This is a genomic window from Pseudomonas sp. Tul2A7, assembly GCF_054790505.1.
Window position 1 is genome coordinate 2,784,404 of sequence record NZ_CP186499.1, and the last position, 25,054, is coordinate 2,809,457.

24 protein-coding genes, 4 tRNA genes and 1 rRNA gene are annotated in these 25,054 nt (G+C 54.8%); all 29 read left to right on the forward strand.

Annotated features, from left to right (window positions below; all coding sequences use genetic code 11):
• Positions 1-130 precede the first annotated feature (130 nt).
• The 29 genes from rrf to rpsC all read left to right on the forward strand — a co-directional run bounded on the left by rrf (position 131) and on the right by rpsC (position 25,050).
• Positions 131-246: ribosomal RNA gene (rrf, locus tag ACOYXJ_RS12470) — 5S ribosomal RNA — on the forward strand.
• Between the two features lie 133 nt (positions 247-379).
• Positions 380-1,333: a bifunctional biotin--[acetyl-CoA-carboxylase] ligase/biotin operon repressor BirA gene (birA, locus tag ACOYXJ_RS12475; RefSeq protein ID WP_460369718.1), complete on the forward strand. Its 954-nt coding sequence runs from the start codon at positions 380-382 to the stop codon at positions 1,331-1,333.
• Positions 1,323-2,075, forward strand: a complete 753-nt coding sequence (locus tag ACOYXJ_RS12480) for a pantothenate kinase (protein WP_460369720.1) — start codon at positions 1,323-1,325, stop codon at positions 2,073-2,075. The genes birA and ACOYXJ_RS12480 overlap by 11 nt, the downstream gene beginning before the upstream one ends.
• Positions 2,076-2,082: 7 nt before the next feature.
• Complete coding sequence (locus ACOYXJ_RS12485) at positions 2,083-2,514, forward strand: hypothetical protein (RefSeq protein ID WP_150793914.1); 432 nt, start codon at positions 2,083-2,085, stop codon at positions 2,512-2,514.
• A gap of 143 nt (positions 2,515-2,657) precedes the next feature.
• A tRNA-Tyr gene (locus ACOYXJ_RS12490) sits at positions 2,658-2,742 on the forward strand.
• Between the two features lie 25 nt (positions 2,743-2,767).
• Positions 2,768-2,841 (forward strand) — tRNA-Gly (locus ACOYXJ_RS12495).
• Positions 2,842-2,867: 26 nt separating this feature from the next.
• Positions 2,868-2,943: transfer RNA gene (locus tag ACOYXJ_RS12500), tRNA-Thr, on the forward strand.
• An 85-nt stretch (positions 2,944-3,028) separates the two neighbouring features.
• Entirely contained in the window at positions 3,029-4,222 is a 1,194-nt protein-coding gene (gene tuf, locus ACOYXJ_RS12505; RefSeq protein WP_095122212.1) for an elongation factor Tu, read from the forward strand.
• A 53-nt stretch (positions 4,223-4,275) separates the two neighbouring features.
• Positions 4,276-4,351, forward strand: a tRNA-Trp gene (locus tag ACOYXJ_RS12510).
• A 45-nt stretch (positions 4,352-4,396) separates the two neighbouring features.
• Positions 4,397-4,765, forward strand: coding sequence for a preprotein translocase subunit SecE (secE, locus tag ACOYXJ_RS12515; protein ID WP_007916493.1), 369 nt, complete (start codon positions 4,397-4,399; stop codon positions 4,763-4,765).
• 9 nt (positions 4,766-4,774) lie between these two features.
• Positions 4,775-5,308, forward strand: coding sequence for a transcription termination/antitermination protein NusG (nusG, locus tag ACOYXJ_RS12520; protein ID WP_007916492.1), 534 nt, complete (start codon positions 4,775-4,777; stop codon positions 5,306-5,308).
• Between the two features lie 117 nt (positions 5,309-5,425).
• On the forward strand, positions 5,426-5,857 hold the full coding sequence (rplK, locus tag ACOYXJ_RS12525) for a 50S ribosomal protein L11 (RefSeq protein WP_003228756.1): 432 nt from the start codon (positions 5,426-5,428) through the stop codon (positions 5,855-5,857).
• Entirely contained in the window at positions 5,857-6,552 is a 696-nt protein-coding gene (gene rplA / locus ACOYXJ_RS12530; protein ID WP_007916481.1) for a 50S ribosomal protein L1, read from the forward strand. The genes rplK and rplA overlap by 1 nt, the downstream gene beginning before the upstream one ends.
• 198 nt (positions 6,553-6,750) lie before the next feature.
• Positions 6,751-7,251 (forward strand): 50S ribosomal protein L10, encoded by a 501-nt coding sequence (gene rplJ / locus ACOYXJ_RS12535; RefSeq protein ID WP_008081912.1) that lies wholly within the window; start codon positions 6,751-6,753, stop codon positions 7,249-7,251.
• A gap of 74 nt (positions 7,252-7,325) precedes the next feature.
• Positions 7,326-7,691 (forward strand): 50S ribosomal protein L7/L12, encoded by a 366-nt coding sequence (rplL, locus tag ACOYXJ_RS12540; RefSeq protein ID WP_003228750.1) that lies wholly within the window; start codon positions 7,326-7,328, stop codon positions 7,689-7,691.
• A 221-nt stretch (positions 7,692-7,912) separates the two neighbouring features.
• Positions 7,913-11,986 carry a DNA-directed RNA polymerase subunit beta gene (rpoB, locus tag ACOYXJ_RS12545; protein ID WP_064121019.1) on the forward strand — a complete coding sequence of 1,358 codons (4,074 nt, stop codon included), beginning with the start codon at positions 7,913-7,915 and terminating at the stop codon, positions 11,984-11,986.
• Positions 11,987-12,050: 64 nt separating this feature from the next.
• Positions 12,051-16,250, forward strand: a complete 4,200-nt coding sequence (gene rpoC / locus ACOYXJ_RS12550) for a DNA-directed RNA polymerase subunit beta' (RefSeq protein ID WP_034156498.1) — start codon at positions 12,051-12,053, stop codon at positions 16,248-16,250.
• 215 nt (positions 16,251-16,465) lie between these two features.
• The gene (rpsL, locus tag ACOYXJ_RS12555; protein WP_003186084.1) at positions 16,466-16,837 is read left to right on the forward strand and encodes a 30S ribosomal protein S12; all 372 of its coding nucleotides are present in this window, start codon (positions 16,466-16,468) and stop codon (positions 16,835-16,837) included.
• A 107-nt stretch (positions 16,838-16,944) separates the two neighbouring features.
• Positions 16,945-17,418: a 30S ribosomal protein S7 gene (gene rpsG, locus ACOYXJ_RS12560; protein ID WP_007916467.1), complete on the forward strand. Its 474-nt coding sequence runs from the start codon at positions 16,945-16,947 to the stop codon at positions 17,416-17,418.
• A gap of 30 nt (positions 17,419-17,448) precedes the next feature.
• Positions 17,449-19,554 carry an elongation factor G gene (gene fusA, locus ACOYXJ_RS12565; RefSeq protein WP_016984188.1) on the forward strand — a complete coding sequence of 702 codons (2,106 nt, stop codon included), beginning with the start codon at positions 17,449-17,451 and terminating at the stop codon, positions 19,552-19,554.
• A 31-nt stretch (positions 19,555-19,585) separates the two neighbouring features.
• On the forward strand, positions 19,586-20,779 hold the full coding sequence (tuf, locus tag ACOYXJ_RS12570; protein WP_095122212.1) for an elongation factor Tu: 1,194 nt from the start codon (positions 19,586-19,588) through the stop codon (positions 20,777-20,779).
• A gap of 157 nt (positions 20,780-20,936) precedes the next feature.
• On the forward strand, positions 20,937-21,248 hold the full coding sequence (gene rpsJ / locus ACOYXJ_RS12575) for a 30S ribosomal protein S10 (protein WP_003186070.1): 312 nt from the start codon (positions 20,937-20,939) through the stop codon (positions 21,246-21,248).
• A gap of 80 nt (positions 21,249-21,328) precedes the next feature.
• Positions 21,329-21,964: a 50S ribosomal protein L3 gene (rplC, locus tag ACOYXJ_RS12580; protein ID WP_003228738.1), complete on the forward strand. Its 636-nt coding sequence runs from the start codon at positions 21,329-21,331 to the stop codon at positions 21,962-21,964.
• A gap of 12 nt (positions 21,965-21,976) precedes the next feature.
• Positions 21,977-22,579: a 50S ribosomal protein L4 gene (rplD, locus tag ACOYXJ_RS12585; protein ID WP_007918468.1), complete on the forward strand. Its 603-nt coding sequence runs from the start codon at positions 21,977-21,979 to the stop codon at positions 22,577-22,579.
• Positions 22,576-22,875 carry a 50S ribosomal protein L23 gene (gene rplW, locus ACOYXJ_RS12590; RefSeq protein WP_002555488.1) on the forward strand — a complete coding sequence of 100 codons (300 nt, stop codon included), beginning with the start codon at positions 22,576-22,578 and terminating at the stop codon, positions 22,873-22,875. The genes rplD and rplW overlap by 4 nt, the downstream gene beginning before the upstream one ends.
• A gap of 14 nt (positions 22,876-22,889) precedes the next feature.
• The gene (rplB, locus tag ACOYXJ_RS12595; protein WP_003228734.1) at positions 22,890-23,714 is read left to right on the forward strand and encodes a 50S ribosomal protein L2; all 825 of its coding nucleotides are present in this window, start codon (positions 22,890-22,892) and stop codon (positions 23,712-23,714) included.
• A gap of 16 nt (positions 23,715-23,730) precedes the next feature.
• Positions 23,731-24,006, forward strand: a complete 276-nt coding sequence (rpsS, locus tag ACOYXJ_RS12600) for a 30S ribosomal protein S19 (RefSeq protein WP_011336172.1) — start codon at positions 23,731-23,733, stop codon at positions 24,004-24,006.
• Positions 24,007-24,017: 11 nt separating this feature from the next.
• On the forward strand, positions 24,018-24,350 hold the full coding sequence (rplV, locus tag ACOYXJ_RS12605; protein WP_003103908.1) for a 50S ribosomal protein L22: 333 nt from the start codon (positions 24,018-24,020) through the stop codon (positions 24,348-24,350).
• A gap of 13 nt (positions 24,351-24,363) precedes the next feature.
• Complete coding sequence (rpsC, locus tag ACOYXJ_RS12610) at positions 24,364-25,050, forward strand: 30S ribosomal protein S3 (protein WP_003176422.1); 687 nt, start codon at positions 24,364-24,366, stop codon at positions 25,048-25,050.
• The last annotated feature ends 4 nt before the right edge of the window (positions 25,051-25,054 follow it).

Sequence of the window (25,054 nt, forward strand, 5' to 3'; positions counted from 1 at the left end):
TGCGGTGTGTGAAGACGAAACGAACCGAAAGTTCGACTGCACTTAAAAAAGCAGCACAAAACACCGAAAGCTGTCACATACCCAATTTGCTGAAGCGAGGCCACTTGGCCACGATTCGGTACCCGAATTTCTTGACGACCATAGAGCGTTGGAACCACCTGATCCCATCCCGAACTCAGCAGTGAAACGATGCATCGCCGATGGTAGTGTGGGGTTTCCCCATGTGAGAGTAGGTCATCGTCAAGATTAAATTCCGAAACCCCAATTGCGAAAGCAGTTGGGGTTTTGTTTTGCCCGCAGGAAAAGCATCTGCTTGATTTCTATGCAACAGCCCGGGTCATGGCTATCATTCGGGCCTCATTGTGAGGACGAGACCTGCATGTTGACGTTGTTGAACCTCCTGAAAGATGGTCGATTCCATTCTGGTCAGGATCTGGGGGCCGCCCTGGGAATAAGTCGAAGTGCGGTGTGGAAGCAGCTTCAGCATCTTGAGGTGGAGCTTGGCTTGTCCATCCATAAAGTTCGAGGGCGGGGTTATCAACTGGCTGCGCCATTGACGTTGCTCGATTCTCGGACATTGTCGGCAATGGCGCCCGGTTGGCCGGTTACTGTTCTGGATTCGGTCGACTCGACAAATGCTGAAGCCTTGCGCGCGGTTGGCCAAGGTAGTTTGGCGCCCTTTTTAGTGCTCGCGGAGCGGCAAGTCTCTGGGCGTGGGCGACGAGGTCGTAAATGGGTGAGTCCCTTTGCAGAAAATCTCTATTACAGCCTTGTCCTTCGCATAGATGGCGGAATGCGCCAGCTCGAGGGTTTGAGTCTTGTTGTGGGTTTGGCTGTCTTGCAGGCTCTGAGAAATTTTGGGGTACCGGGTGCGGGATTGAAGTGGCCTAACGATGTCTTGGTGGGTAACAAGAAAATTGCCGGCATTCTCCTTGAGCTCGTTGGAGATCCGGCAGACGTTTGCCATGTAGTGCTGGGAATAGGCGTCAACGTGAATATGCAGGAGGCCGATGATGTTGATCAGCAATGGACGTCGATTCGGCTTGAGTCAGGTAGAAGCACTGATCGCAATGCCTTGGTGACTGAGCTTGGTAAGCAGTTAAATGATTACATCCAGCGCCATCAGATGGTCGGTTTTTCGGCACTCCAGGCGGAATGGGAGGCGAATCATCTGTGGCAAGGTCGTGCTGTGTCATTGATTGCGGGCTCCAGTCAGTTAGATGGTGTTGTGCTCGGAATCGATGGTCAGGGTGCGCTGCGGCTAAAGGTGGATGGCGTGGAAAAAGTCTTTAGTGGTGGTGAGCTCAGCCTGAGGTTGCGTGATGATTCTTGAGCTCGACTGTGGGAACAGCTTTATTAAGTGGCGAGTGCTGAGGGCTTCGCTCGACGCTCTTTTTTCTGAGGGGGTTGTCGACTCTGATCTCGCGTTGCTTGACAGTTTGAGAGCACTCGATGGGCTTGTGCTTCGTAAATGTCGCGTGGTCAGTGTCAGGACTGTTGAGGAGACTGATGCCTTGATCGATGCTATCGAGCGCGAGTTCGGTATTTCGGTGGTGTGCGCGAAACCTGCTCGTGAAATGTCCGGTGTCAAAAATGGTTATGAAAACTACGAGCGTCTAGGGCTGGATCGATGGCTGGCCATGCTTGGCGGGTTTCATCTCGCATCTGGTGGTGCTTGCCTGGTGCTTGATTTCGGTACGGCGGTAACTGCAGATTTTATTGCTGCGGATGGTGAGCATCTCGGCGGTTTTATTTGCCCCGGAATGCCTTTGATGCGAAATCAGCTACGTACGCATACTCGTAATATTCGCTATGGAGATCTTGCTGCTGAGCGTGCGCTGTCCGGTAGTGCGCCTGGGCGGTCCACCGTTGAGGCGGTGGAGCGAGGGTGTTTATTGATGTTGCGGGGTTTCGTATTGACACAGTTGGAACTGGCGCGCTCCTACTGGGGTGAGGACTTCACAGTCTTTATCACTGGCGGGGATGCTGAATTGGTTGCGGGGGTCTCGCCCGAGGCTCGAGTCGTTCCTGATCTGGTGTTTGTGGGGTTGGCTATGGCGTGTCCTTTTTCCTGAGGTTTGTATGCGTTGGTTGTTTCTCCTGCTTCTTGTTCTTAATGTTTTCTATTATGTCTGGCATCAGCAGGAGGCGCCCTTGCGGGCGAAGGATGTAACGCCTCTTAGTTTGTATCGAGGTTCCCAGCAAGACATTCGCTTGCTCAGCGAAACGACGGGTGAGGTTCGGGAGGGGCAGGCGGGGCGTCGGCAACAGTGTCTTTTCCTTGGCGGTTTTTCTCGGCAGGAATCGATTCCAGCGCTCCAGCAGCGTCTGGCTGAAATGGGGGTTGATGTAAAATCTTCGACGAGGGATGTATCTGGGGCTGGTTATTGGTTGTCTGTTTCGCCTCAGGGCCAGCGTTTGCTGGGGGATGTACAGTTGCAAAACCTTTCCAACGAATTCAATGAGTTAAAACATAAAATAATGCTATGTGAGGGGGTTGCACCTACTGAATAGTTTGCATAGAATGGCGCCCGCTCCACAGCGAAGACCTAAAAAGGAATTCAAAGTGAAGCGATGTCAATGCAGCTAACCTCAGGTTTTTAAATGAGAAAATGCTTGACAAGGGTTTGGCATGGTATAGAATGCCGGCCTGATTAGGAGGGGTTCCCGAGCGGCCAAAGGGATCAGACTGTAAATCTGACGTCTACGACTTCGAAGGTTCGAATCCTTCTCCCTCCACCAGATTTAAGCGTGAGCTGCAGGCTCCGCGGGTATAGTTTAGTGGTAGAACCTCAGCCTTCCAAGCTGATGATGCGGGTTCGATTCCCGCTACCCGCTCCAAGTTTGCAGGTTTTGCAAAGTGTTTTGCTCTTGTAGCTCAGTTGGTAGAGCACACCCTTGGTAAGGGTGAGGTCAGCGGTTCAAATCCGCTCAAGAGCTCCATATAACAAGGCAGATATGAAAATATCTGCCTTTGTTTTAATGGTTGATATTGTTTGTCTAATTTCTTCTGTTGAGGGTGATATCGATGGCTAAGGAAAAATTTGATCGTTCCCTGCCCCACGTCAACGTTGGGACCATTGGTCACGTTGACCACGGTAAAACCACTCTGACCGCTGCTCTGACTCGCGTCTGCTCCGAAGTTTTCGGTTCGGCCGTAGTTGAATTCGACAAGATCGACAGCGCTCCAGAAGAAAAAGCTCGCGGTATCACCATCAATACCGCGCACGTTGAGTACAACTCGCTGATCCGTCACTACGCTCACGTTGACTGCCCAGGTCACGCTGACTATGTGAAGAACATGATCACCGGTGCTGCTCAAATGGACGGCGCTATCCTGGTTTGCTCGGCCGCTGATGGTCCGATGCCGCAAACCCGTGAGCACATCCTGCTGTCCCGTCAGGTAGGCGTTCCGTACATCGTGGTTTTCCTGAACAAGGCTGACCTGGTAGACGACGCAGAGCTGCTGGAACTGGTTGAGATGGAAGTTCGCGACCTGCTGTCCACCTATGACTTCCCAGGCGACGACACTCCGATCATCATCGGTTCGGCTCGTATGGCTCTGGAAGGCAAAGACGACAACGAGATGGGCACCACTGCCGTCAAGAAGCTGGTTGAAACTCTGGACAGCTACATCCCAGAACCAGTTCGTATGATCGACAAGCCATTCCTGATGCCAATCGAAGACGTATTCTCGATCTCGGGTCGCGGTACTGTTGTGACTGGTCGTATCGAGCGCGGTATCGTTCGCGTTCAGGATCCGCTGGAAATCGTTGGTCTGCGTGACACCACCGTTACTACTTGCACCGGTGTTGAAATGTTCCGCAAGCTGCTCGACGAAGGTCGTGCTGGCGAGAACTGCGGCGTTCTGCTGCGTGGTACCAAGCGTGACGACGTTGAGCGTGGTCAGGTTCTGGTTAAGCCGGGTTCGGTTAAGCCGCACACCAAGTTCACTGCAGAAGTTTACGTTCTGAGCAAGGAAGAAGGCGGTCGTCACACTCCGTTCTTCAAAGGCTACCGTCCACAGTTCTACTTCCGTACTACTGACGTGACTGGTAACTGCGAGCTGCCAGAAGGCGTTGAAATGGTAATGCCAGGTGACAACATTCAGATGACTGTTACCCTGATCAAAACCATCGCGATGGAAGACGGTCTGCGTTTCGCTATCCGTGAAGGCGGTCGTACCGTCGGCGCTGGCGTCGTAGCTAAAATCATCGAGTAAGTGGTTGTAATGTATTTTTCGGGCCGGCATAATGGTCGGCCTGATTTTGTTTTAGGTCAGTAGCTCAATTGGCAGAGCGACGGTCTCCAAAACCGTAGGTTGGGGGTTCGATTCCCTCCTGACCTGCCAGATTCACTCGGTGTGTCTGGCTTTCTTTTCACAGGATCTTCATAGATGACTCCTAAAGCTGAAGCTCAAGGCTCTCGCTTCGATCTGCTCAAGTGGCTTGTAGTTGTCGCTTTGGTGGTTGTTGGCGTTGTTGGCAATCAGTATTACTCTGCTTCGCCGATCCTGTACCGTGTACTCGCTTTGCTTGTCATTGCTGCTGTAGCTGCCTTTGTAGGCCTGCAGACTGCGAAGGGCAAGTCTTTCTTTGTACTGGTTAAGGAAGCTCGCACCGAGATTCGTAAAGTCGTGTGGCCAACTCGCCAAGAAACCACGCAGACCACCCTGATTGTGGTGGCTGTTGTTCTGGTTATGGCGTTGCTGTTGTGGGGGCTTGATTCCCTGCTCGGCTGGCTTGTTTCCTTGATTGTCGGCTAAGGGTGTCCCGTGGCTAAGCGTTGGTATGTTGTGCATGCTTACTCGGGTTACGAGAAGCATGTGATGCGCTCGCTGGTCGAGCGCGTGAAGCTGGCTGGCATGGAAGATGGCTTCGGCGAGATTCTGGTTCCCACTGAAGAAGTGGTTGAAATGCGTAATGGCCAGAAGCGCAAAAGCGAACGCAAGTTCTTTCCAGGCTATGTTCTGGTTCAGATGGATATGAATGAGGGTACTTGGCACTTGGTCAAGGATACTCCTCGGGTGATGGGTTTCATTGGCGGTACAGCCGATAAGCCTGCACCAATCACCGATAAAGAGGCGGAAGCAATTCTGCGTCGTGTTGCTGATGGTAGCGACAAGCCTAAGCCGAAGACTCTCTTCGAGCCGGGTGAAACGGTGCGAGTCAACGACGGTCCATTCGCTGATTTCAATGGCGTTGTTGAAGAAGTTAACTACGAAAAGAGCCGGATCCAAGTGGCGGTGCTCATTTTCGGTCGCTCTACCCCGGTAGAGTTGGAGTTCAGTCAGGTCGAAAAGGTCTAATTGAACAAGCATCCCAACCCCGCAGCCATAGGCTGTGGGGTTTTGTCGTCACTGGGATATACGCGCAAGTAACCGGGGAGCCTTTCGAGGCGTTCGAACCCGTAATTGGAGTGCCTCATGGCCAAGAAGATTACCGCTTACATCAAGCTGCAAGTGAAGGCCGCTCAGGCTAACCCAAGTCCACCGGTTGGTCCTGCTCTGGGTCAGCACGGCGTGAACATCATGGAATTCTGCAAGGCTTTCAACGCCCGTACTCAGGGTCTTGAAGCTGGTCTGCCGACTCCAGTGATCATCACTGTCTACAGCGACCGTAGCTTCACTTTCGAAACCAAATCCACCCCTGCTTCGGTTCTGCTGAAGAAGGCGGCCGGTCTGACCAGCGGTTCCGCTCGTCCGAACACCGTTAAGGTTGGCACCGTTACCCGTGCTCAGCTGGAAGAAATCGCGAAAACCAAAAACGCGGATCTGACTGCAGCTGATATGGATGCAGCCGTGCGTACTATCGCCGGTTCTGCTCGTAGCATGGGCCTTAACGTGGAGGGTGTGTAATGGCTAAGCTGACCAAGCGTCAAAAGGCTATCGCCGGCAAAATCGAAGCAGGCAAGGCCTACAACATTGTAGACGCTGCTGCTCTGCTGGCTGAGCTGTCGACTGTCAAGTTCAGCGAGTCGTTCGACGTTGCTGTAAACCTGGGTGTAGACCCGCGTAAATCCGACCAGGTTGTTCGTAGCGCTACTGTGCTGCCACACGGCACTGGCAAGACCGTTCGCGTTGCTGTGTTCACCCAGGGTCCAGCTGCTGAGGCCGCTTTGGCTGCCGGCGCTGACCGTGTAGGTATGGACGACCTGGCTGCCGAAATGAAAGGCGGCGACCTGAACTATGACGTAGTGATCGCATCCCCGGATGCCATGCGCGTTGTAGGTCAGTTGGGTCAGATCCTCGGTCCACGTGGTCTGATGCCTAACCCTAAGGTTGGTACCGTAACTCCAGACGTAGCTACCGCGGTTAAAAACGCTAAAGCTGGTCAGGTTCGTTATCGCACCGACAAAAACGGCATCATCCACACTTCCGTTGGCAAGATGGGCTTCGACGCCGTCAAGCTGAAGGAAAACGTTGAAGCCCTGATCGCTGATCTGAAGCGTATCAAGCCAGCTTCTTCGAAAGGTATCTACGTCAAGCGCGTTACCCTGAGCACCACTATGGGCCCAGGTCTGGTCATCGACCAGAGCTCGCTGGACGCGTAAGACAAAGGTTGGTGCGATGGTTCGCGCCAATTGAAAGATTGGGGTCCCTGCCTGGCGGGGGCTATCCAAGACCGTAGGCGACGCAAGTCTTAAACCATAAGCCTACGCAGATGGTGCTCCCGGTTCCTTACCGAATCAGACACCAAAACGACATTCGGTTCCGATCGAATGAAACGGTAACAAGCAGGAGTTAAACCCGTGGCAATTAATCTCGAAGACAAGAAGGCCATCGTCGCTGAAGTCAACGAGGCTGCCAAAGTCGCTCTGTCCGCTGTCGTGGTTGATGCACGTGGCGTAACAGTAGGCGCAATGACCGGACTCCGTAAAGAGGCTCGTGAAGCTGGCGTTTACGTACGTGTTGTACGTAACACCCTGCTCAAGCGCGCTGTTGCTGACACTCAATACAGTGTCCTCAACGACGTGTTCACCGGCCCGACCCTGATCGCATTCTCCAACGAACATCCGGGCGCTGCTGCCCGTATCTTCAAAGAGTTTGCCAAGGGTCAGGACAAGTTCGAGATCAAGGCAGCTGCGTTCGAGGGCAAGTTCCTCGCAGCTAATCAGATCGACGTACTGGCAACTCTGCCGACCCGTGACGAAGCAATTTCTCAGCTGATGAGCGTGATTCAAGGCGCTACCAGCAAATTGGCTCGTACTCTGGCGGCAATTCGCGACCAGAAAGAAGCTGCTGCAGCCTAAGGCTCGTCAACTTCTCGCGTTTTTTGTTTATTTCGATGGTCGCGTAGGCCGTCCCCCAATTCAGGAATTGAGTCATGTCTCTGACTAACGAACAAATCATCGAAGCAATCGGCCAGAAATCCGTAGTGGAAATCGTTGAGCTGATCAAAGCGATGGAAGAAACCTTCGGTGTTACCGCTGCTGCTGCTTCGGCTGGTCCAGCTGCTGCTGCCGCTGTTGTTGAAGAGCAAACCGAGTTCAACGTTGTTCTGCTGGAAGCTGGCGAGAAGAAGGTTAACGTGATCAAGGCAGTTCGTGAACTGACCGGTCTGGGCCTGAAAGAAGCCAAAGAGAAAGTAGACGGCGCTCCTCAGGTTGTAGCTGAAGGCGTTTCGAAAGAAGCTGCTGAAGACGCCAAGAAGAAGCTGGAAGAAGCAGGCGCTAAAGTCGAGCTGAAATAAGCATCGACTTTGCTCCTCCAGCCCGAGCGTCAAGCGACAGGCTGATGGCTGGTGGCTCTTGCCACCGGCCTTTTTCCGTTATTGGCAGCCGACTGGGTCGGTGCTGATAGAGGCGCTGTAACCACCCGATGCGGTGGAGCAAACCATGGGGTTTGCACGATTTTCTGGCTGCTCCCGTCGGGAGGGGCCAAACAAGCAGGTGACCAAGCTGGGGAACGCTGATGGCTTACTCATATACTGAGAAAAAACGTATCCGCAAGGACTTTAGCAAGTTGCCGGACGTCATGGATGTGCCTTACCTCCTGGCCATCCAGCTGGATTCGTATCGTGAATTCTTGCAAGCGGGAGCGACTAAAGATCAGTTCCGCGACGTGGGCCTGCATGCGGCCTTCAAATCCGTTTTCCCGATCATCAGCTACTCCGGCAATGCTGCGCTGGAGTACGTCGGTTATCGCCTGGGCGAACCGGCATTTGATGTCAAAGAATGCGTATTGCGCGGTGTGACTTTCGCCGTACCTTTGCGGGTAAAAGTGCGCCTGATCATTTTCGACAAAGAATCGTCGAACAAAGCGATCAAGGACATCAAAGAGCAAGAAGTCTACATGGGTGAAATTCCCCTGATGACTGAGAACGGTACCTTCGTAATCAACGGTACCGAGCGTGTAATCGTTTCCCAGCTGCACCGTTCCCCGGGCGTGTTCTTCGACCACGACCGCGGCAAGACGCATAGCTCCGGCAAACTGCTGTACTCCGCGCGCATCATTCCTTACCGCGGTTCGTGGCTGGACTTCGAGTTCGACCCGAAAGACTGCGTGTTCGTGCGTATCGACCGTCGTCGCAAGCTGCCGGCATCGGTACTGCTGCGCGCGCTCGGCTATACCACTGAAGAAGTGCTGGACGCGTTCTACACCACCAACGTTTTCAAACTGAGCGGCGAGACCCTCAGTCTGGAACTGATTGCTTCGCGTCTGCGTGGTGAAATTGCGGTTCTGGATATCCAGGACGAGAAGGGCAAGGTCATCGTTGAGGCGGGCCGCCGTATTACTGCGCGCCACATCAACCAGATCGAAAAAGCCGGCATCAAGACTCTGGAAGTACCTCTGGACTACGTCCTGGGCCGTACTACCGCCAAGGTCATCGTGCACCCGGCTACCGGCGAAATCCTGGCAGAGTGCAACACCGAGTTGAACACTGAAGTCCTGGCAAAAATTGCCAAGGCTGGTGTTGTTCGCATCGAAACTCTGTACACCAACGATATCGACTGCGGTCCGTTCGTCTCCGACACTCTGAAGATCGACTCCACCAGCAACCAATTGGAAGCGCTGGTCGAGATCTATCGCATGATGCGTCCAGGCGAGCCGCCAACCAAAGACGCTGCCGAAACCCTGTTCAACAACCTGTTCTTCAGCCCTGAGCGCTATGATCTGTCTGCGGTCGGCCGGATGAAGTTCAACCGTCGTATCGGTCGTACCGAGATCGAAGGTTCGGGCGTGCTGTGCAAGGAAGACATCGTCGCGGTATTGAAGACTCTGGTCGACATCCGTAACGGTAAAGGCATCGTCGATGACATCGACCACCTGGGTAACCGTCGTGTTCGCTGCGTAGGCGAAATGGCCGAGAACCAGTTCCGCGTTGGCCTGGTGCGTGTTGAGCGTGCGGTCAAAGAGCGTCTGTCGATGGCTGAAAGCGAAGGCCTGATGCCCCAAGACCTGATCAACGCCAAGCCAGTGGCTGCGGCGGTGAAAGAGTTCTTCGGTTCCAGCCAGCTCTCGCAGTTCATGGACCAGAACAACCCACTGTCCGAGATCACCCACAAGCGTCGTGTCTCTGCACTCGGCCCTGGCGGTCTGACTCGTGAGCGTGCAGGCTTTGAAGTCCGTGACGTACACCCGACTCACTACGGTCGCGTATGCCCGATTGAAACGCCGGAAGGTCCGAACATCGGTCTGATCAACTCCCTGGCTGCTTACGCTCGCACCAACCAGTACGGCTTCCTGGAAAGCCCGTACCGCGTGGTGAAAGAGGGTGTGGTCACCGACGAGATCGTGTTCCTGTCCGCTATTGAAGAAGCCGATCACGTGATCGCGCAGGCTTCGGCGACCATGAACGACCAGAAAGTCCTGATCGACGAACTGGTAGCCGTACGTCACCTGAACGAATTCACCGTTAAGGCGCCTGAAGAAGTCACCTTGATGGACGTTTCGCCGAAGCAGGTAGTTTCGGTCGCAGCGTCGCTGATTCCGTTCCTCGAGCACGACGACGCCAACCGTGCGTTGATGGGTTCGAACATGCAGCGTCAAGCTGTACCAACCCTGCGTGCTGACAAGCCGCTGGTAGGTACCGGCATGGAGCGTAACGTAGCCCGTGACTCCGGCGTTTGCGTCGTGGCTCGTCGTGGCGGCGTGATCGATTCCGTCGACGCCAGCCGTATCGTGGTTCGTGTTGCTGATGACGAAGTTGAAACCGGCGAAGCTGGTGTCGACATCTACAACCTGACCAAATACACCCGCTCGAACCAGAACACCTGCATCAACCAGCGTCCGCTGGTGAGCAAGGGTGATCGCGTTCAGCGCAGCGACATCATGGCCGACGGCCCGTCCACCGACATGGGTGAACTGGCGCTCGGTCAGAACATGCGCATCGCGTTCATGGCATGGAACGGCTTCAACTTCGAAGACTCCATCTGCCTGTCCGAGCGTGTGGTTCAGGAAGACCGTTTCACCACGATCCACATTCAGGAACTGACCTGTGTGGCCCGTGACACCAAGCTTGGGCCTGAGGAAATCACTGCAGACATCCCTAACGTGGGTGAGGCTGCACTGAACAAACTGGACGAAGCCGGTATCGTTTACGTAGGTGCTGAAGTTGGCGCAGGCGACATCCTGGTGGGTAAAGTCACTCCGAAAGGCGAGACCCAGCTGACTCCGGAAGAAAAACTGCTGCGTGCAATCTTCGGTGAAAAAGCCAGCGACGTTAAAGACACTTCCCTGCGCGTACCTACCGGTACCAAAGGTACTGTCATTGACGTACAGGTCTTCACCCGCGACGGCGTTGAGCGTGATGCTCGTGCTCTGTCGATCGAGAAGTCCCAGCTGGACGAGATCCGCAAGGATCTGAACGAAGAGTTCCGTATCGTTGAAGGCGCGACTTTCGAACGTCTGCGTTCCGCTCTGGTAGGGCACAAGGCTGAAGGCGGCGCAGGTCTGAAGAAAGGTCAGGACATCACCGACGAAGTTCTCGACGGTCTTGAGCATGGTCAGTGGTTCAAACTGCGCATGGCTGAAGATGCTCTGAACGAGCAGCTCGAGAAGGCTCAGGCCTACATCGTTGATCGCCGCCGTCTGCTGGACGACAAGTTCGAAGACAAGAAGCGCAAACTGCAGCAAGGCGATGACCTGGCTCCAGGCGTGCTGAAAATCGTCAAGGTTTACCTGGCAATCCGTCGTCGTATCCAGCCGGGCGACAAGATGGCCGGTCGTCACGGTAACAAAGGTGTGGTCTCCGTGATCATGCCGGTTGAAGACATGCCGCACGATGCCAATGGCACCCCGGTCGACGTCGTCCTCAACCCGCTGGGCGTACCTTCGCGTATGAACGTTGGTCAGATCCTTGAAACCCACCTGGGCCTCGCGGCCAAAGGTCTGGGCGAGAAGATCAACCGGATGGTCGAAGAGCAGCGTAAAGTCGCTGAACTGCGTACCTTCCTGGACGAGATCTACAACCAGATCGGCGGTCGTAACGAAGATCTGGACAGCTTCTCCGATCAGGAAATCCTGGATCTGGCGAAGAACCTGCGTGGCGGCGTTCCAATGGCCACTCCAGTGTTCGACGGCGCCAAGGAAAGCGAAATCAAGGCCATGCTGAAACTGGCAGACCTGCCGGAAAGCGGCCAGATGCAGCTGACTGACGGCCGTACCGGCAACAAGTTCGAGCGTCCAGTTACCGTTGGCTACATGTACATGCTGAAGCTGAACCACTTGGTAGACGACAAGATGCACGCGCGTTCTACCGGTTCGTACAGCCTGGTTACCCAGCAGCCGCTGGGTGGTAAGGCGCAGTTCGGTGGTCAGCGTTTCGGGGAGATGGAGGTCTGGGCACTGGAAGCATACGGTGCTGCTTACACTCTGCAAGAAATGCTCACAGTGAAGTCGGACGATGTGAACGGCCGTACCAAGATGTACAAGAACATCGTGGATGGCGATCACCGTATGGAGCCGGGCATGCCCGAGTCCTTCAACGTGTTGATCAAGGAAATTCGTTCCCTCGGCATCGATATCGATCTGGAAACCGAATAACACGTGACGCGAATCGAGAGCGGGGCAGGATTGCCCGCTCTCTGCTCCGCCAGGAGGAAAGGCCTTGAAAGACCTACTGAATTTGCTGAAAAACCAGGGTCAAGTCGAAGAGTTCGACGCCATCCGTATCGGATTGGCCTCGCCTGAGATGATCCGCTCATGGTCGTTCGGTGAAGTTAAAAAGCCGGAAACCATCAACTACCGTACGTTCAAACCTGAGCGTGACGGCCTGTTCTGCGCCAAGATCTTTGGCCCGGTAAAGGATTACGAGTGCCTGTGCGGTAAGTACAAGCGCTTGAAGCACCGTGGTGTGATCTGCGAGAAGTGCGGCGTTGAAGTTGCACTGGCCAAGGTTCGTCGTGAGCGCATGGCGCACATCGAACTGGCTTCGCCGGTCGCCCACATCTGGTTCCTGAAATCGCTGCCGTCCCGTATCGGCTTGCTGATGGACATGACTCTGCGTGATATCGAACGCGTTCTCTACTTCGAGAGCTATGTCGTTATCGATCCAGGCATGACCACCCTTGAAAAAGGTCAGCTGCTGAACGACGAGCAGTACTTCGAAGCGCTGGAAGAGTTCGGTGACGATTTCGACGCCCGCATGGGTGCTGAAGCTGTCCGTGAACTGCTGCACGCTATCGACCTGGAACACGAGATTGGCCGTCTGCGTGAAGAAATTCCGCAAACCAACTCTGAAACCAAGATCAAGAAGCTGTCCAAGCGTCTGAAGTTGATGGAAGCCTTCCAGGGTTCCGGCAACCTGCCAGAGTGGATGGTGCTGACCGTTCTGCCGGTTCTGCCGCCAGATCTGCGTCCACTGGTCCCGCTGGATGGTGGTCGTTTCGCGACTTCCGACCTCAACGATCTGTATCGTCGAGTGATCAACCGTAACAACCGTTTGAAGCGCCTGCTGGATCTGTCCGCTCCGGACATCATCGTGCGCAACGAAAAGCGTATGTTGCAGGAAGCTGTCGATGCTCTGCTCGACAACGGTCGTCGTGGCCGCGCTATCACCGGTTCGAACAAGCGTCCTCTGAAATCCCTGGCTGACATGATCAAGGGTAAGCAAGGTCGTTTCCGTCAGAACTTGCTCGGTAAGCGTGTTGACTACTCCGGTCGTTCGGTAATTACCGTAGGCCCGACCCTGCGTCTGCATCAGTGCGGTCTGCCGAAGAAGATGGCTCTCGAGCTGTTCAAACCGTTCATTTTCGGCAAGCTCGAAATGCGTGGTCTTGCGACCACCATCAAAGCGGCCAAGAAAATGGTCGAGCGCGAACTGCCAGAGGTTTGGGACGTTCTCGCTGAAGTGATTCGCGAACACCCGGTTCTTCTCAACCGTGCACCGACCCTTCACCGTCTGGGTATCCAGGCGTTTGAACCGGTACTGATCGAAGGTAAGGCTATCCAGCTGCACCCTCTGGTCTGCGCCGCGTACAACGCCGACTTCGACGGCGACCAAATGGCCGTGCACGTACCGCTGACACTGGAAGCCCAGTTGGAAGCGCGTGCGTTGATGATGTCGACCAACAACATTCTGTCGCCAGCCAACGGTGAGCCAATCATCGTTCCGTCGCAGGACGTTGTATTGGGTCTGTACTACATGACTCGTGAAGCGATCAACGCCAAAGGCGAAGGTCGTGTGTTCGCGGATCTGCAGGAAGTTGACCGTGTGTTCCGTGCCGGCGAAGCCGCACTGCACGCCAAGGTTAAGGTTCGTATCAACGAAACCGTCAACGACCGTGACGGCAACAGCGTGAGCGGTACCCGTATCGTCGACACCACCGTCGGCCGTGCGCTGCTGTTCCAGGTTGTGCCAAAAGGTCTGTCGTACGACGTCGTCAACCTGCCGATGAAGAAAAAGGCGATCTCCAAGCTGATCAACCAGTGCTACCGCGTGGTTGGTTTGAAAGAGACCGTGATCTTCGCTGACCAGTTGATGTACACCGGTTTCGCTTACTCGACCATCTCCGGCGTTTCCATCGGTGTTAACGACTTCGTTATCCCGGACGAGAAAGCCCGCATCATCGGTGCAGCCACCGACGAAGTGAAAGAGATCGAGAGCCAGTACGCCTCCGGCCTGGTAACCCAGGGCGAGAAGTACAACAAAGTGATCGACCTTTGGTCGAAAGCGAACGACGAAGTTTCCAAGGCAATGATGGCCAACCTCTCGAAAGAGAAGGTTATCGACCGTCATGGCGTTGAAGTCGATCAAGAGTCTTTCAACTCGATGTACATGATGGCCGACTCGGGTGCGCGGGGTTCCGCAGCACAGATTCGTCAGCTGGCCGGTATGCGTGGTCTGATGGCCAAGCCGGACGGTTCCATCATCGAAACGCCGATTACTGCGAACTTCCGTGAAGGTTTGAGCGTACTTCAGTACTTCATCTCGACTCACGGTGCTCGTAAAGGTCTGGCGGATACCGCGTTGAAAACTGCGAACTCCGGTTACCTGACTCGTCGTCTGGTAGACGTGGCGCAGGATCTGGTTGTAACCGAGATCGATTGCGGCACCGAACACGGTCTGCTGATGACTCCGCACATTGAAGGCGGTGACGTTGTAGAGCCGTTGGGTGAGCGCGTATTGGGTCGTGTTATTGCCCGTGACGTATTCAAGCCAGGTACCGAGGACGTCATCGTTCCGGCCGGTACTCTGGTAGACGAGAAGTGGGTTGAATTCATCGAGCTGAACAGCATCGACGAAGTGATCGTGCGTTCGCCGATCAGCTGCGAAACCCGCTATGGCATTTGCGCCAAGTGCTACGGCCGTGATCTGGCTCGTGGTCATCAGGTGAACATCGGTGAAGCGGTCGGCGTTATCGCTGCCCAGTCCATCGGTGAGCCGGGTACCCAGCTGACCATGCGTACGTTCCACATCGGTGGTGCGGCAAGCCGTACTTCCGCAGCCGATAGCGTTCAGGTGAAGAATGGCGGTACCGTCCGTCTGCACAACCTGAAGCACGTTGAGCGAGTGGATGGTCACCTGGTTGCTGTGTCGCGTTCCGGTGAGCTGGCCATCGCTGATGACTTCGGTCGTGAGCGCGAGCGTTACAAGCTGCCGTACGGTGCTGTGATTTCGGTTAAAGAGGGTGACAAGGTCGACGCTGGCGCAATCGTGGCCAAGTGGGATCCGCACACTCACCCAATCGTTACCGAAATGAAAGGTACCGTGACCTACGTGGGCATGGAAGAAGGCATCACGATCAAGCGTCAGACTGACGAATTGACCGGTATGACCAACATTGAAGTACTTGACGCGAAAGATCGTCCAGCTGCGGGCAAAGAAATCCGTCCAGCAGTGAAGATGGTCGACGACAACGGCAAGGATCTGTTGCTGCCAGGCACTGACGTTATCGCTCAGTACTTCCTGCCAGCCAACGCCCTGGTCGGTGTGGCGGACGGTGCGAAGATCGCGATCGGTGATGTTATCGCGCGTATCCCGCAAGAAACTTCGAAGACCCGCGACATCACCGGTGGTCTGCCGCGTGTTGCCGACTTGTTCGAAGCCCGTCGTCCGAAAGAAGCGTCGATTCTGGCTGAAGTCAGCGGCACCATCGCGTTCGGTAAAGAGACCAAAGGCAAGCGCCGTCTGGTTATTACCCCGAACGACGGTTCCGATCCGTACGAAGAGCTGATTCCGAAGTGGCGTCACCTGAACGTGTTCGAAGGCGAACAGGTAAACCGCGGCGAAGTTATCTCCGACGGCCCAAGCGATCCGCACGACATCCTGCGTCTGCTGGGTGTGAGCGCGCTGGCCAAGTACATCGTTAACGAGATCCAGGACGTTTACCGTCTGCAAGGCGTGAAGATCAACGATAAGCACATCGAGACCATCCTGCGTCAGATGCTGCGTAAAGTTGAAATCGCTGAATCCGGCGATTCGAGTTTCATCAAGGGCGACCAGATGGAACTGACTCACGTACTGGTAGAGAACGAGCGTTTGGGCGGCGAAGACAAATTCGTCTCCAAATACACTCGCGTTCTGCTGGGTATCACCAAGGCGTCGTTGTCCACCGAATCGTTCATCTCGGCGGCTTCCTTCCAGGAAACCACCCGCGTACTGACCGAAGCGGCAGTCACCGGCAAGCGCGATTACCTGCGCGGCTTGAAAGAAAACGTAGTCGTGGGTCGTCTGATCCCGGCCGGTACCGGTCTGGCCTATCACAGCGAGCGCAAGCGTCGCCGTGATGCTGACAAGCCGTTGCGCGTAAGCGCCAGTGAAGTGGAAGCTGCACTGACCGAAGCGCTGAACTCGAGCGGTAACTGAGTTCTGCGGTAAATGAGCTGAGGCCCTGATCGCTCCGTTCGTCGAATCGAGACATATTGTCAAGGTTCGACGGGCGGGGAGGTCGGGGCCTTGCCTTGACTGGGGGCAAGATCCTCTTTAGACTCTTGATCCCCTAAATTTGGCGGGAATTCGTTCCTGCCATTTTGCTTTTCTTGCAAGACAATAGCGTCGCAAGACAACAGTGGAGCTAGTAGATGGCAACTATCAACCAGCTGGTACGTCAGCCGCGTAAGCGTATCGTCGAGAAATCCGACGTACCTGCGCTGCAGAACTGCCCGCAACGTCGTGGCGTATGCACCCGTGTGTATACCACCACGCCGAAAAAACCTAACTCGGCACTGCGTAAAGTATGCCGTGTGCGTCTGACCAACGGTTTCGAGGTTTCCTCGTACATCGGCGGTGAAGGCCACAACCTGCAAGAGCACAGCGTGGTACTGATCCGCGGCGGTCGTGTAAAAGACTTGCCAGGTGTTCGTTACCACACCGTTCGCGGCTCCTTGGATACTTCCGGCGTTAAAGGCCGTAACCAGGGTCGTTCGAAGTACGGTACCAAGCGTCCGAAGTAATCGGCCGCTTTGCAGATTTTCATTTTATTGAGTCGATAAGAGTAAGGTCGGGCACGCATCCATTGGATCTGTCCCGAGCTAACCTGAAGACCGCTTGAGGGCTTATCATGCCAAGACGTCGCGTAGCAGCAAAGCGTGAGATTCTGGACGATCCGAAATACGGAAGCCAGATCCTCGCCAAATTCATGAACCACGTTATGGAAAGCGGCAAGAAAGCCGTTGCCGAGCGTATCGTTTATGGTGCCCTGGAAACCGTTGCGACCCGTAAGGCTGGCACCGATCCCCTGGAACTCTTCGAAAAAGCACTCGACGCCATCGCTCCGCTGGTCGAAGTGAAGTCGCGCCGCGTTGGTGGTGCTACTTACCAGGTTCCGGTCGAGGTTCGTCCTTCCCGTCGTAACGCTCTGGCAATGCGCTGGTTGGTAGACTTCGCCCGTAAGCGTGGCGAGAAGTCTATGGCTCTGCGTTTGGCTGGCGAACTGCTGGATGCTGCTGAAGGTAAAGGTGCTGCTGTTAAGAAGCGTGAAGACGTGCACCGTATGGCTGAAGCCAACAAAGCTTTCTCGCACTACCGCTTCTAATTTTAGCTTCACTAATTTTGCGAGGGCTTTATGGCTCGTACTACTCCGATTAGCCGCTACCGTAACATCGGTATCGTCGCTCACGTGGATGCTGGTAAAACCACCACCACCGAGCGCGTCCTTTTTTACACCGGCAAAAGTCACAAAATGGGCGAGGTGCATGATGGCGCCGCGACCACAGACTGGATGGTGCAGGAGCAGGAGCGTGGTATTACCATTACTTCTGCTGCCATCACCGCTTTCTGGAAAGGTTCCGAGAAGCAGTACAAGGACGAGCACCGCTTCAACGTAATCGATACCCCGGGCCACGTTGACTTCACTATTGAAGTTGAGCGTTCCCTGCGCGTACTCGACGGCGCTGTCGTTGTGTTCTGCGGTACTTCGGGTGTTGAGCCTCAGTCGGAAACCGTATGGCGTCAAGCCAACAAATACGGTGTTCCACGTCTTGTTTACGTAAACAAGATGGACCGTGCTGGTGCCAACTTCCTGCGCGTGATCGGTCAGATCAAGCAGCGTCTGGGTCACACTCCGGTGCCGATCCAGTTGGCCATCGGTTCCGAAGACAACTTCCAGGGTCAGATCGATCTGATCAACATGCAAGCTGTCTACTGGAACGACTCTGACAAGGGTATGGTCCCTGTTCGCAAGGACATTCCTGCCGAGCTCCAAGAGCTGGCTGAAGAGTGGCGCAACAACATGGTTGAAGCTGCTGCTGAAGCCAACGAAGAGCTGATGAACAAGTACCTGGAAGGCGAAGAGCTGTCGATCGAAGAGATCAAAGCTGCTTTGCGTCAGCGTACTATCGCCGGCGAAATCGTTCTGGCTGTTTGCGGTTCTTCGTTCAAGAACAAGGGCGTTCCCCTGGTTCTCGACGCCGTTATCGACTTCCTGCCTGCACCGACCGACATTCCTGCGATCAAGGGTACTGACCCTGATAACGAGGAAATCGAGCTGGAGCGTCATGCAGACGATGCGGAGCCGTTCTCGGCTCTGGCGTTCAAGATCGCTACCGACCCATTCGTGGGTACCTTGACCTTCGTCCGTGTTTACTCGGGCGTGTTGAACTCCGGCGACGGCGTGATCAACTCGGTTAAAGGCAAGAAAGAGCGTGTGGGTCGTATGGTGCAAATGCACGCAAACGCCCGCGAAGAGATCAAGGAAGTACGCGCTGGTGACATCGCGGCCCTGATCGGCATGAAGGACGTCACCACTGGTGAAACCCTCTGCAACGCTGACAAGCCAATCATCCTGGTTCGCATGGACTTCCCGGAGCCGGTTATTTCGGTTGCCGTAGAGCCTAAGACCAAGGATGACCAGGAAAAAATGGGTATCGCTCTGGGCAAGCTTGCTCAGGAAGACCCGTCTTTCCGCGTTAAAACTGATGAAGAGACTGGTCAGACGATCATCTCCGGCATGGGCGAGCTGCACCTGGACATCCTGGTTGACCGGATGCGCCGTGAGTTCAACGTCGAAGCCAACATCGGCAAGCCTCAGGTTTCGTATCGTGAGCGCATCACGAAGAACTGTGAAATCGAAGGCAAGTTCGTTCGTCAATCCGGCGGTCGTGGCCAGTTCGGTCACTGCTGGATCCGTTTTGCTCCTGCTGACGAAGGTCAGGAAGGTCTGCAATTCGTGAACGAAGTTGTAGGTGGTGTGGTTCCTAAGGAATACATCCCGGCTATCCAGAAGGGTATCGAAGAGCAGATGAAGAACGGCGTTGTTGCCGGCTATCCGCTGATCGGCCTGAAGGCTACCGTGTTCGATGGTTCTTACCACGACGTCGACTCCAACGAGATGGCGTTTAAAGTGGCTGCCTCCATGGCGACCAAGCAACTGGCCCAGAAGGGCGGTGGTGAGTTGCTTGAGCCGATCATGGCTGTAGAGGTTGTTACGCCTGAAGACTATATGGGTGATGTGATGGGCGACCTTAACCGTCGTCGCGGCATGATCCAGGGTATGGAAGACACAGTGTCCGGCAAGGTTATCCGTGCCGAAGTTCCACTGGGTGAGATGTTCGGTTATGCGACCGACGTTCGTTCCATGTCCCAGGGTCGCGCAAGCTACTCTATGGAATTCAAAAAATACGATACGGCTCCGTCGCACATCGTCGAATCCGTAACCAAAAAACAAGGCTGATTCAGCCCCTTTAGGCTAGGAGTTAATTGTCGTGGCTAAAGAAAAATTTGATCGTTCCCTACCGCACGTCAACGTTGGCACTATCGGTCACGTTGACCACGGTAAAACCACTCTGACCGCTGCTCTGACTCGCGTCTGCTCCGAAGTTTTCGGTTCGGCCGTAGTTGAATTCGACAAGATCGACAGCGCTCCAGAAGAAAAAGCTCGCGGTATCACCATCAACACCGCGCACGTTGAGTACAACTCGCTGATCCGTCACTACGCTCACGTTGACTGCCCAGGTCACGCTGACTATGTGAAGAACATGATCACCGGTGCTGCTCAAATGGACGGCGCTATCCTGGTTTGCTCGGCCGCTGATGGTCCGATGCCGCAAACCCGTGAGCACATCCTGCTGTCCCGTCAGGTAGGCGTTCCGTACATCGTGGTTTTCCTGAACAAGGCTGACCTGGTAGACGACGCAGAGCTGCTGGAACTGGTTGAGATGGAAGTTCGCGACCTGCTGTCCACCTATGACTTCCCGGGCGACGACACTCCGATCATCATCGGTTCGGCTCGTATGGCTCTGGAAGGCAAAGACGACAACGAGATGGGCACCACTGCCGTCAAGAAGCTGGTTGAAACTCTGGACAGCTACATCCCAGAACCAGTTCGTATGATCGACAAGCCATTCCTGATGCCAATCGAAGACGTATTCTCGATCTCGGGTCGCGGTACTGTTGTGACTGGTCGTATCGAGCGCGGTATCGTTCGCGTTCAGGATCCGCTGGAAATCGTTGGTCTGCGTGACACCACCGTTACTACTTGCACCGGTGTTGAAATGTTCCGCAAGCTGCTCGACGAAGGTCGTGCTGGCGAGAACTGCGGCGTTCTGCTGCGTGGTACCAAGCGTGACGACGTTGAGCGTGGTCAGGTTCTGGTTAAGCCGGGTTCGGTTAAGCCGCACACCAAGTTCACTGCAGAAGTTTATGTTCTGAGCAAGGAAGAAGGCGGTCGTCACACTCCGTTCTTCAAAGGCTACCGTCCACAGTTCTACTTCCGTACTACTGACGTGACTGGTAACTGCGAGCTGCCAGAAGGCGTTGAAATGGTAATGCCAGGTGACAACATTCAGATGACTGTTACCCTGATCAAAACCATCGCGATGGAAGACGGTCTGCGTTTCGCTATCCGTGAAGGCGGTCGTACCGTCGGCGCTGGCGTCGTAGCCAAAATCATCGAGTAATCTCTTTTATAGAGTTTGCTTGTTGACTTGAAAAAGCCCCCGCTCAGCGGGGGCTTTTTTATTGGGTTGACACCTATCTGGGGCGTCTATAGAATTGCGCCTCCTTTTAACGGGCGTATTGCGCTCGGTGGGAATAGCAGCCGGAGTCTGAAATCCAATGCAAAATCAGCAAATCCGTATCAGGTTGAAGGCTTTCGACCATCGCCTGATCGACCAATCAACCCAGGAAATCGTGGAAACCGCGAAACGTACTGGTGCTCAAGTGCGTGGTCCAATTCCACTGCCTACCCGTAAAGAGCGGTTCACCGTTCTGGTTTCTCCGCACGTCAACAAAGACGCGCGCGACCAGTACGAAATCCGCACTCATAAGCGCGTTCTGGACATCGTCCAGCCAACGGATAAAACCGTTGATGCTCTTATGAAGCTTGATCTTGCGGCCGGTGTGGAAGTGCAGATCAGCCTCGGCTAAGACTCGGTCTTAGTCGTGTAACGCTCTGAAATGGGCGGCCATAGCGGGTGAAAGCCCCGTACACTCATGAGGTTTACAACATGACTATTGGTGTAGTCGGTCGTAAATGCGGTATGACCCGTATTTTCACCGAAGAAGGTGTCTCCATTCCGGTCACGGTCATTGAGATCGAACCGAATCGCGTCACCCAGTTCAAAACTGAAGAGACCGATGGCTATCGTGCAGTGCAAGTCACTGTCGGCGAGCGTCGTGCTTCGCGTGTAACAGCAGCTCAGGCTGGCCACTTCGCTAAAGCGAACGTTGCCGCTGGTCGCACTACCATGGAATTCCGTCTTGAAGAAGGCGAGTACCAGGCTGGCGATCTGATCAACGCTGAAATCTTCGCCGCTGGTCAACTGGTTGATGTAACCGGTCAGTCCAAGGGTAAAGGCTTCCAGGGTACGATCAAGCGTTGGAATTTCCGCGGGCAAGATAACACCCACGGTAACTCCGTATCCCACCGCGTCCCAGGCTCTATCGGCCAGTGCCAGACTCCTGGTCGTGTATTCAAGGGCAAAAAAATGTCCGGTCATATGGGCGCTGAGCGCGTGACCGTGCAGTCCCTGGAAGTAGTGCGCGTGGACGCTGAACGCAATCTGTTGTTGGTCAAGGGTGCTGTTCCTGGCGCTACTGGCGGCAACCTGGTTGTACGTCCAGCAGCCAAGGCTCGCGGTTAAGGGGAAGCTGACATGCAATTAAATGTAAATGACGCTCAAGCGATCGAAGTTTCCGAACTGACATTTGGCGGCGAATTCAACGAGACGCTGGTTCACCAAGCAGTCGTGGCCTACATGGCTGGCGGCCGTCAAGGTACCAAGCAGCAGAAGACCCGTTCCGACGTTCGTGGTGGCGGTAAGCGCCCATGGCGTCAGAAAGGTACTGGCCGTGCTCGTGCCGGTACTATCCGTAGCCCAATCTGGCGTGGCGGCGGTACCACTTTTGCAGCACGTCCACAGGATCACTCCCAGAAGCTGAACAAGAAGATGTATCGCGCAGCAATGCGTTCCATCCTTGCTGAGCTGGTGCGTACTGATCGTCTGGTCGTGGTTCAGGATTTCGCTGTTGAAACTCCGAAAACCAAAGATCTGCTGGGCAAGCTGAACAACATGAGCCTGACCGACGTTTTGATCGTGTCGGACGCTGTTGATCAGAACCTGTACCTGGCTGCTCGTAACCTGCCGCACGTAGATGTACGTGACGTCCAAGGTTCCGATCCAGTTAGTCTGATCGCATACGACAAGGTGTTGATCACCGTGTCGGCCGTGAAGAAATTCGAGGAGCTGCTGGGATGAACCAGGAACGCGTATTTAAAGTTCTGCTTGGCCCGCACGTTTCCGAGAAGGCTACGGTTCTGGCAGACAAGAAAGGCCAGTTCGTTTTCAAGGTTGCTACTGACGCAACCAAGCTGGAAATCAAGAAGGCCGTCGAAAGCCTGTTCAGCGTGAAAGTAGAGCGCGTCACTACCCTGAATGTTCTGGGTAAGAGCAAGCGCACTGCTCGCGGTCTGGGCAAGCGTAATGACTGGAAGAAGGCAGTTATCTCCCTTCAGCCAGGCCAAGATCTCGATTTCAGCAGCAGTGCTGAGTAAGGAAGGGGTGCATCATGGCAATCGTTAAATGCAAACCGACTTCCCCTGGCCGCCGTTTTGTGGTCAAGGTGGTCAACCAGGAGCTGCATAAAGGCGCTCCTCACGCACCGCTGCTCGAGAAAAAATCGAAGACTGGTGGTCGTAACAACAATGGCCGTATTACCACGCGTCACATCGGTGGTGGTCATAAGCAGCATTATCGTATGGTCGATTTCCGTCGCAACGACAAAGATGGCATCGTCGCCACTGTCGAGCGTATCGAATACGATCCAAACCGTACTGCTCACATCGCACTGCTCTGCTACGCAGACGGCGAGCGCCGCTACATCATCGCCCCTAAAGGCGTGAGTGCTGGCGACCAGCTGATCGCAGGCGCTCTGGCTCCAATCAAGCCAGGTAACGCTCTGCAACTGCGCAACATTCCAGTCGGTTCTACCGTACACGGCATCGAACTGAAGCCAGGTAAAGGCGCACAGATCGCTCGTTCTGCTGGTGCTTCGGCTCAGCTGATCGCTCGTGAAGGCGTTTACGTTACCCTGCGTCTGCGTTCCGGTGAAATGCGTAAAGTCCTGGCTGAATGCCGTGCGACCCTGGGCGAAGTCTCGAACTCCGAGCACAGCCTGCGTTCGCTGGGTAAAGCTGGTGCCAAGCGCTGGCGTGGCGTTCGCCCAACCGTTCGTGGTGTTGCCATGAACCCGGTTGACCACCCACATGGTGGTGGTGAAGGTCGTACCTCTGGTGGTCGTCATCCGGTATCGCCATGGGGCTTCCCGACTAAGGGCGCGAAGACTCGTGGTAATAAGCGTACCGACAAAATGATCGTCCGTCGTCGCAAGTAAATAGAGGGATACGACAGTGCCACGTTCTCTGAAAAAAGGTCCTTTTATTGATCTTCACCTACTGAAGAAGATCGAAGTGGCGGCGGAAAAGAACGATCGCAAACCAATTAAGACTTGGTCGCGTCGTTCGATGATCCTGCCACAAATGGTCGGTCTGACCATCGCAGTACACAACGGTCGTCAGCACGTCCCAGTTCTCGTTAACGAAGACATGGTCGGCCACAAACTGGGCGAGTTCGCCGGTACCCGCAACTATCGCGGGCACGTGGCTGACAAGAAAGCCAAGCGTTAAGGGGTTAGGAAATGGAAGTAGCCGCTAAGTTGTCGGGCGCTCGAATCTCCGCCCAGAAAGCCCGCTTGGTCGCCGACCAGATCCGCGGGAAGAAGGTGGGCGAAGCGCTCAACTTGTTGGCTTTCAGCAGTAAGAAAGCCGCCGAGATCATGAAGAAAGTGCTGGAGTCGGCCGTAGCCAACGCCGAGCATAACGAAGGCGCAGACGTTGATGACCTGAAGGTCAGCACTGTTTTCGTCAACGAAGGGCGTTCGCTGAAGCGCATCATGCCACGTGCCAAAGGCCGTGCTGATCGCATCGTCAAGCGGTCTTGCCATATCACTGTCAAGGTTGCTGACAAGTAACGGAGTCGAAGAGATGGGTCAGAAAGTACATCCCATTGGCATTCGCCTGGGAATCGTCAAGGAGCACACCTCCGTCTGGTACGCAGACGGTCGGACTTATGCGGACTACTTGTTCGCAGATCTGAAAGTGCGTGAGTATCTCCAAGACAAACTAAAAAGCGCGTCCGTAAGCCGTATCGATATCCATCGTCCGGCCCAAACTGCACGTATCACCATCCACACCGCTCGTCCAGGTATCGTTATCGGGAAGAAAGGTGAAGATGTTGAGAAACTGCGTCAGGACCTGACCAAGCAAATGGGTGTGCCTGTGCACATCAATATCGAAGAGATCCGCAAGCCGGAGCTCGACGGTATGCTGGTTGCGCAGAGCGTAGCTCAGCAGCTGGAGCGTCGTGTAATGTTCCGTCGCGCTATGAAGCGCGCAGTTCAGAACGCAATGCGCATTGGTGCCAAGGGCATCAAAATCCAAGTGAGCGGTCGTCTCGGCGGTGCTGAAATCGCACGTACTGAATGGTATCGCGAAGGTCGTGTGCCATTGCACACCCTGCGTGCCGACATCGACTATGCCAACTACGAAGCTCACACCACTTACGGTGTGATCGGTGTAAAGGTTTGGATCTTCAAAGGCGAAGTAATTGGTGGTCGCCAAGAAGAGCTGAAACCACAAGCACCAGCGCCTCGTAAAAAAGCTGCTAAGTAAGGGG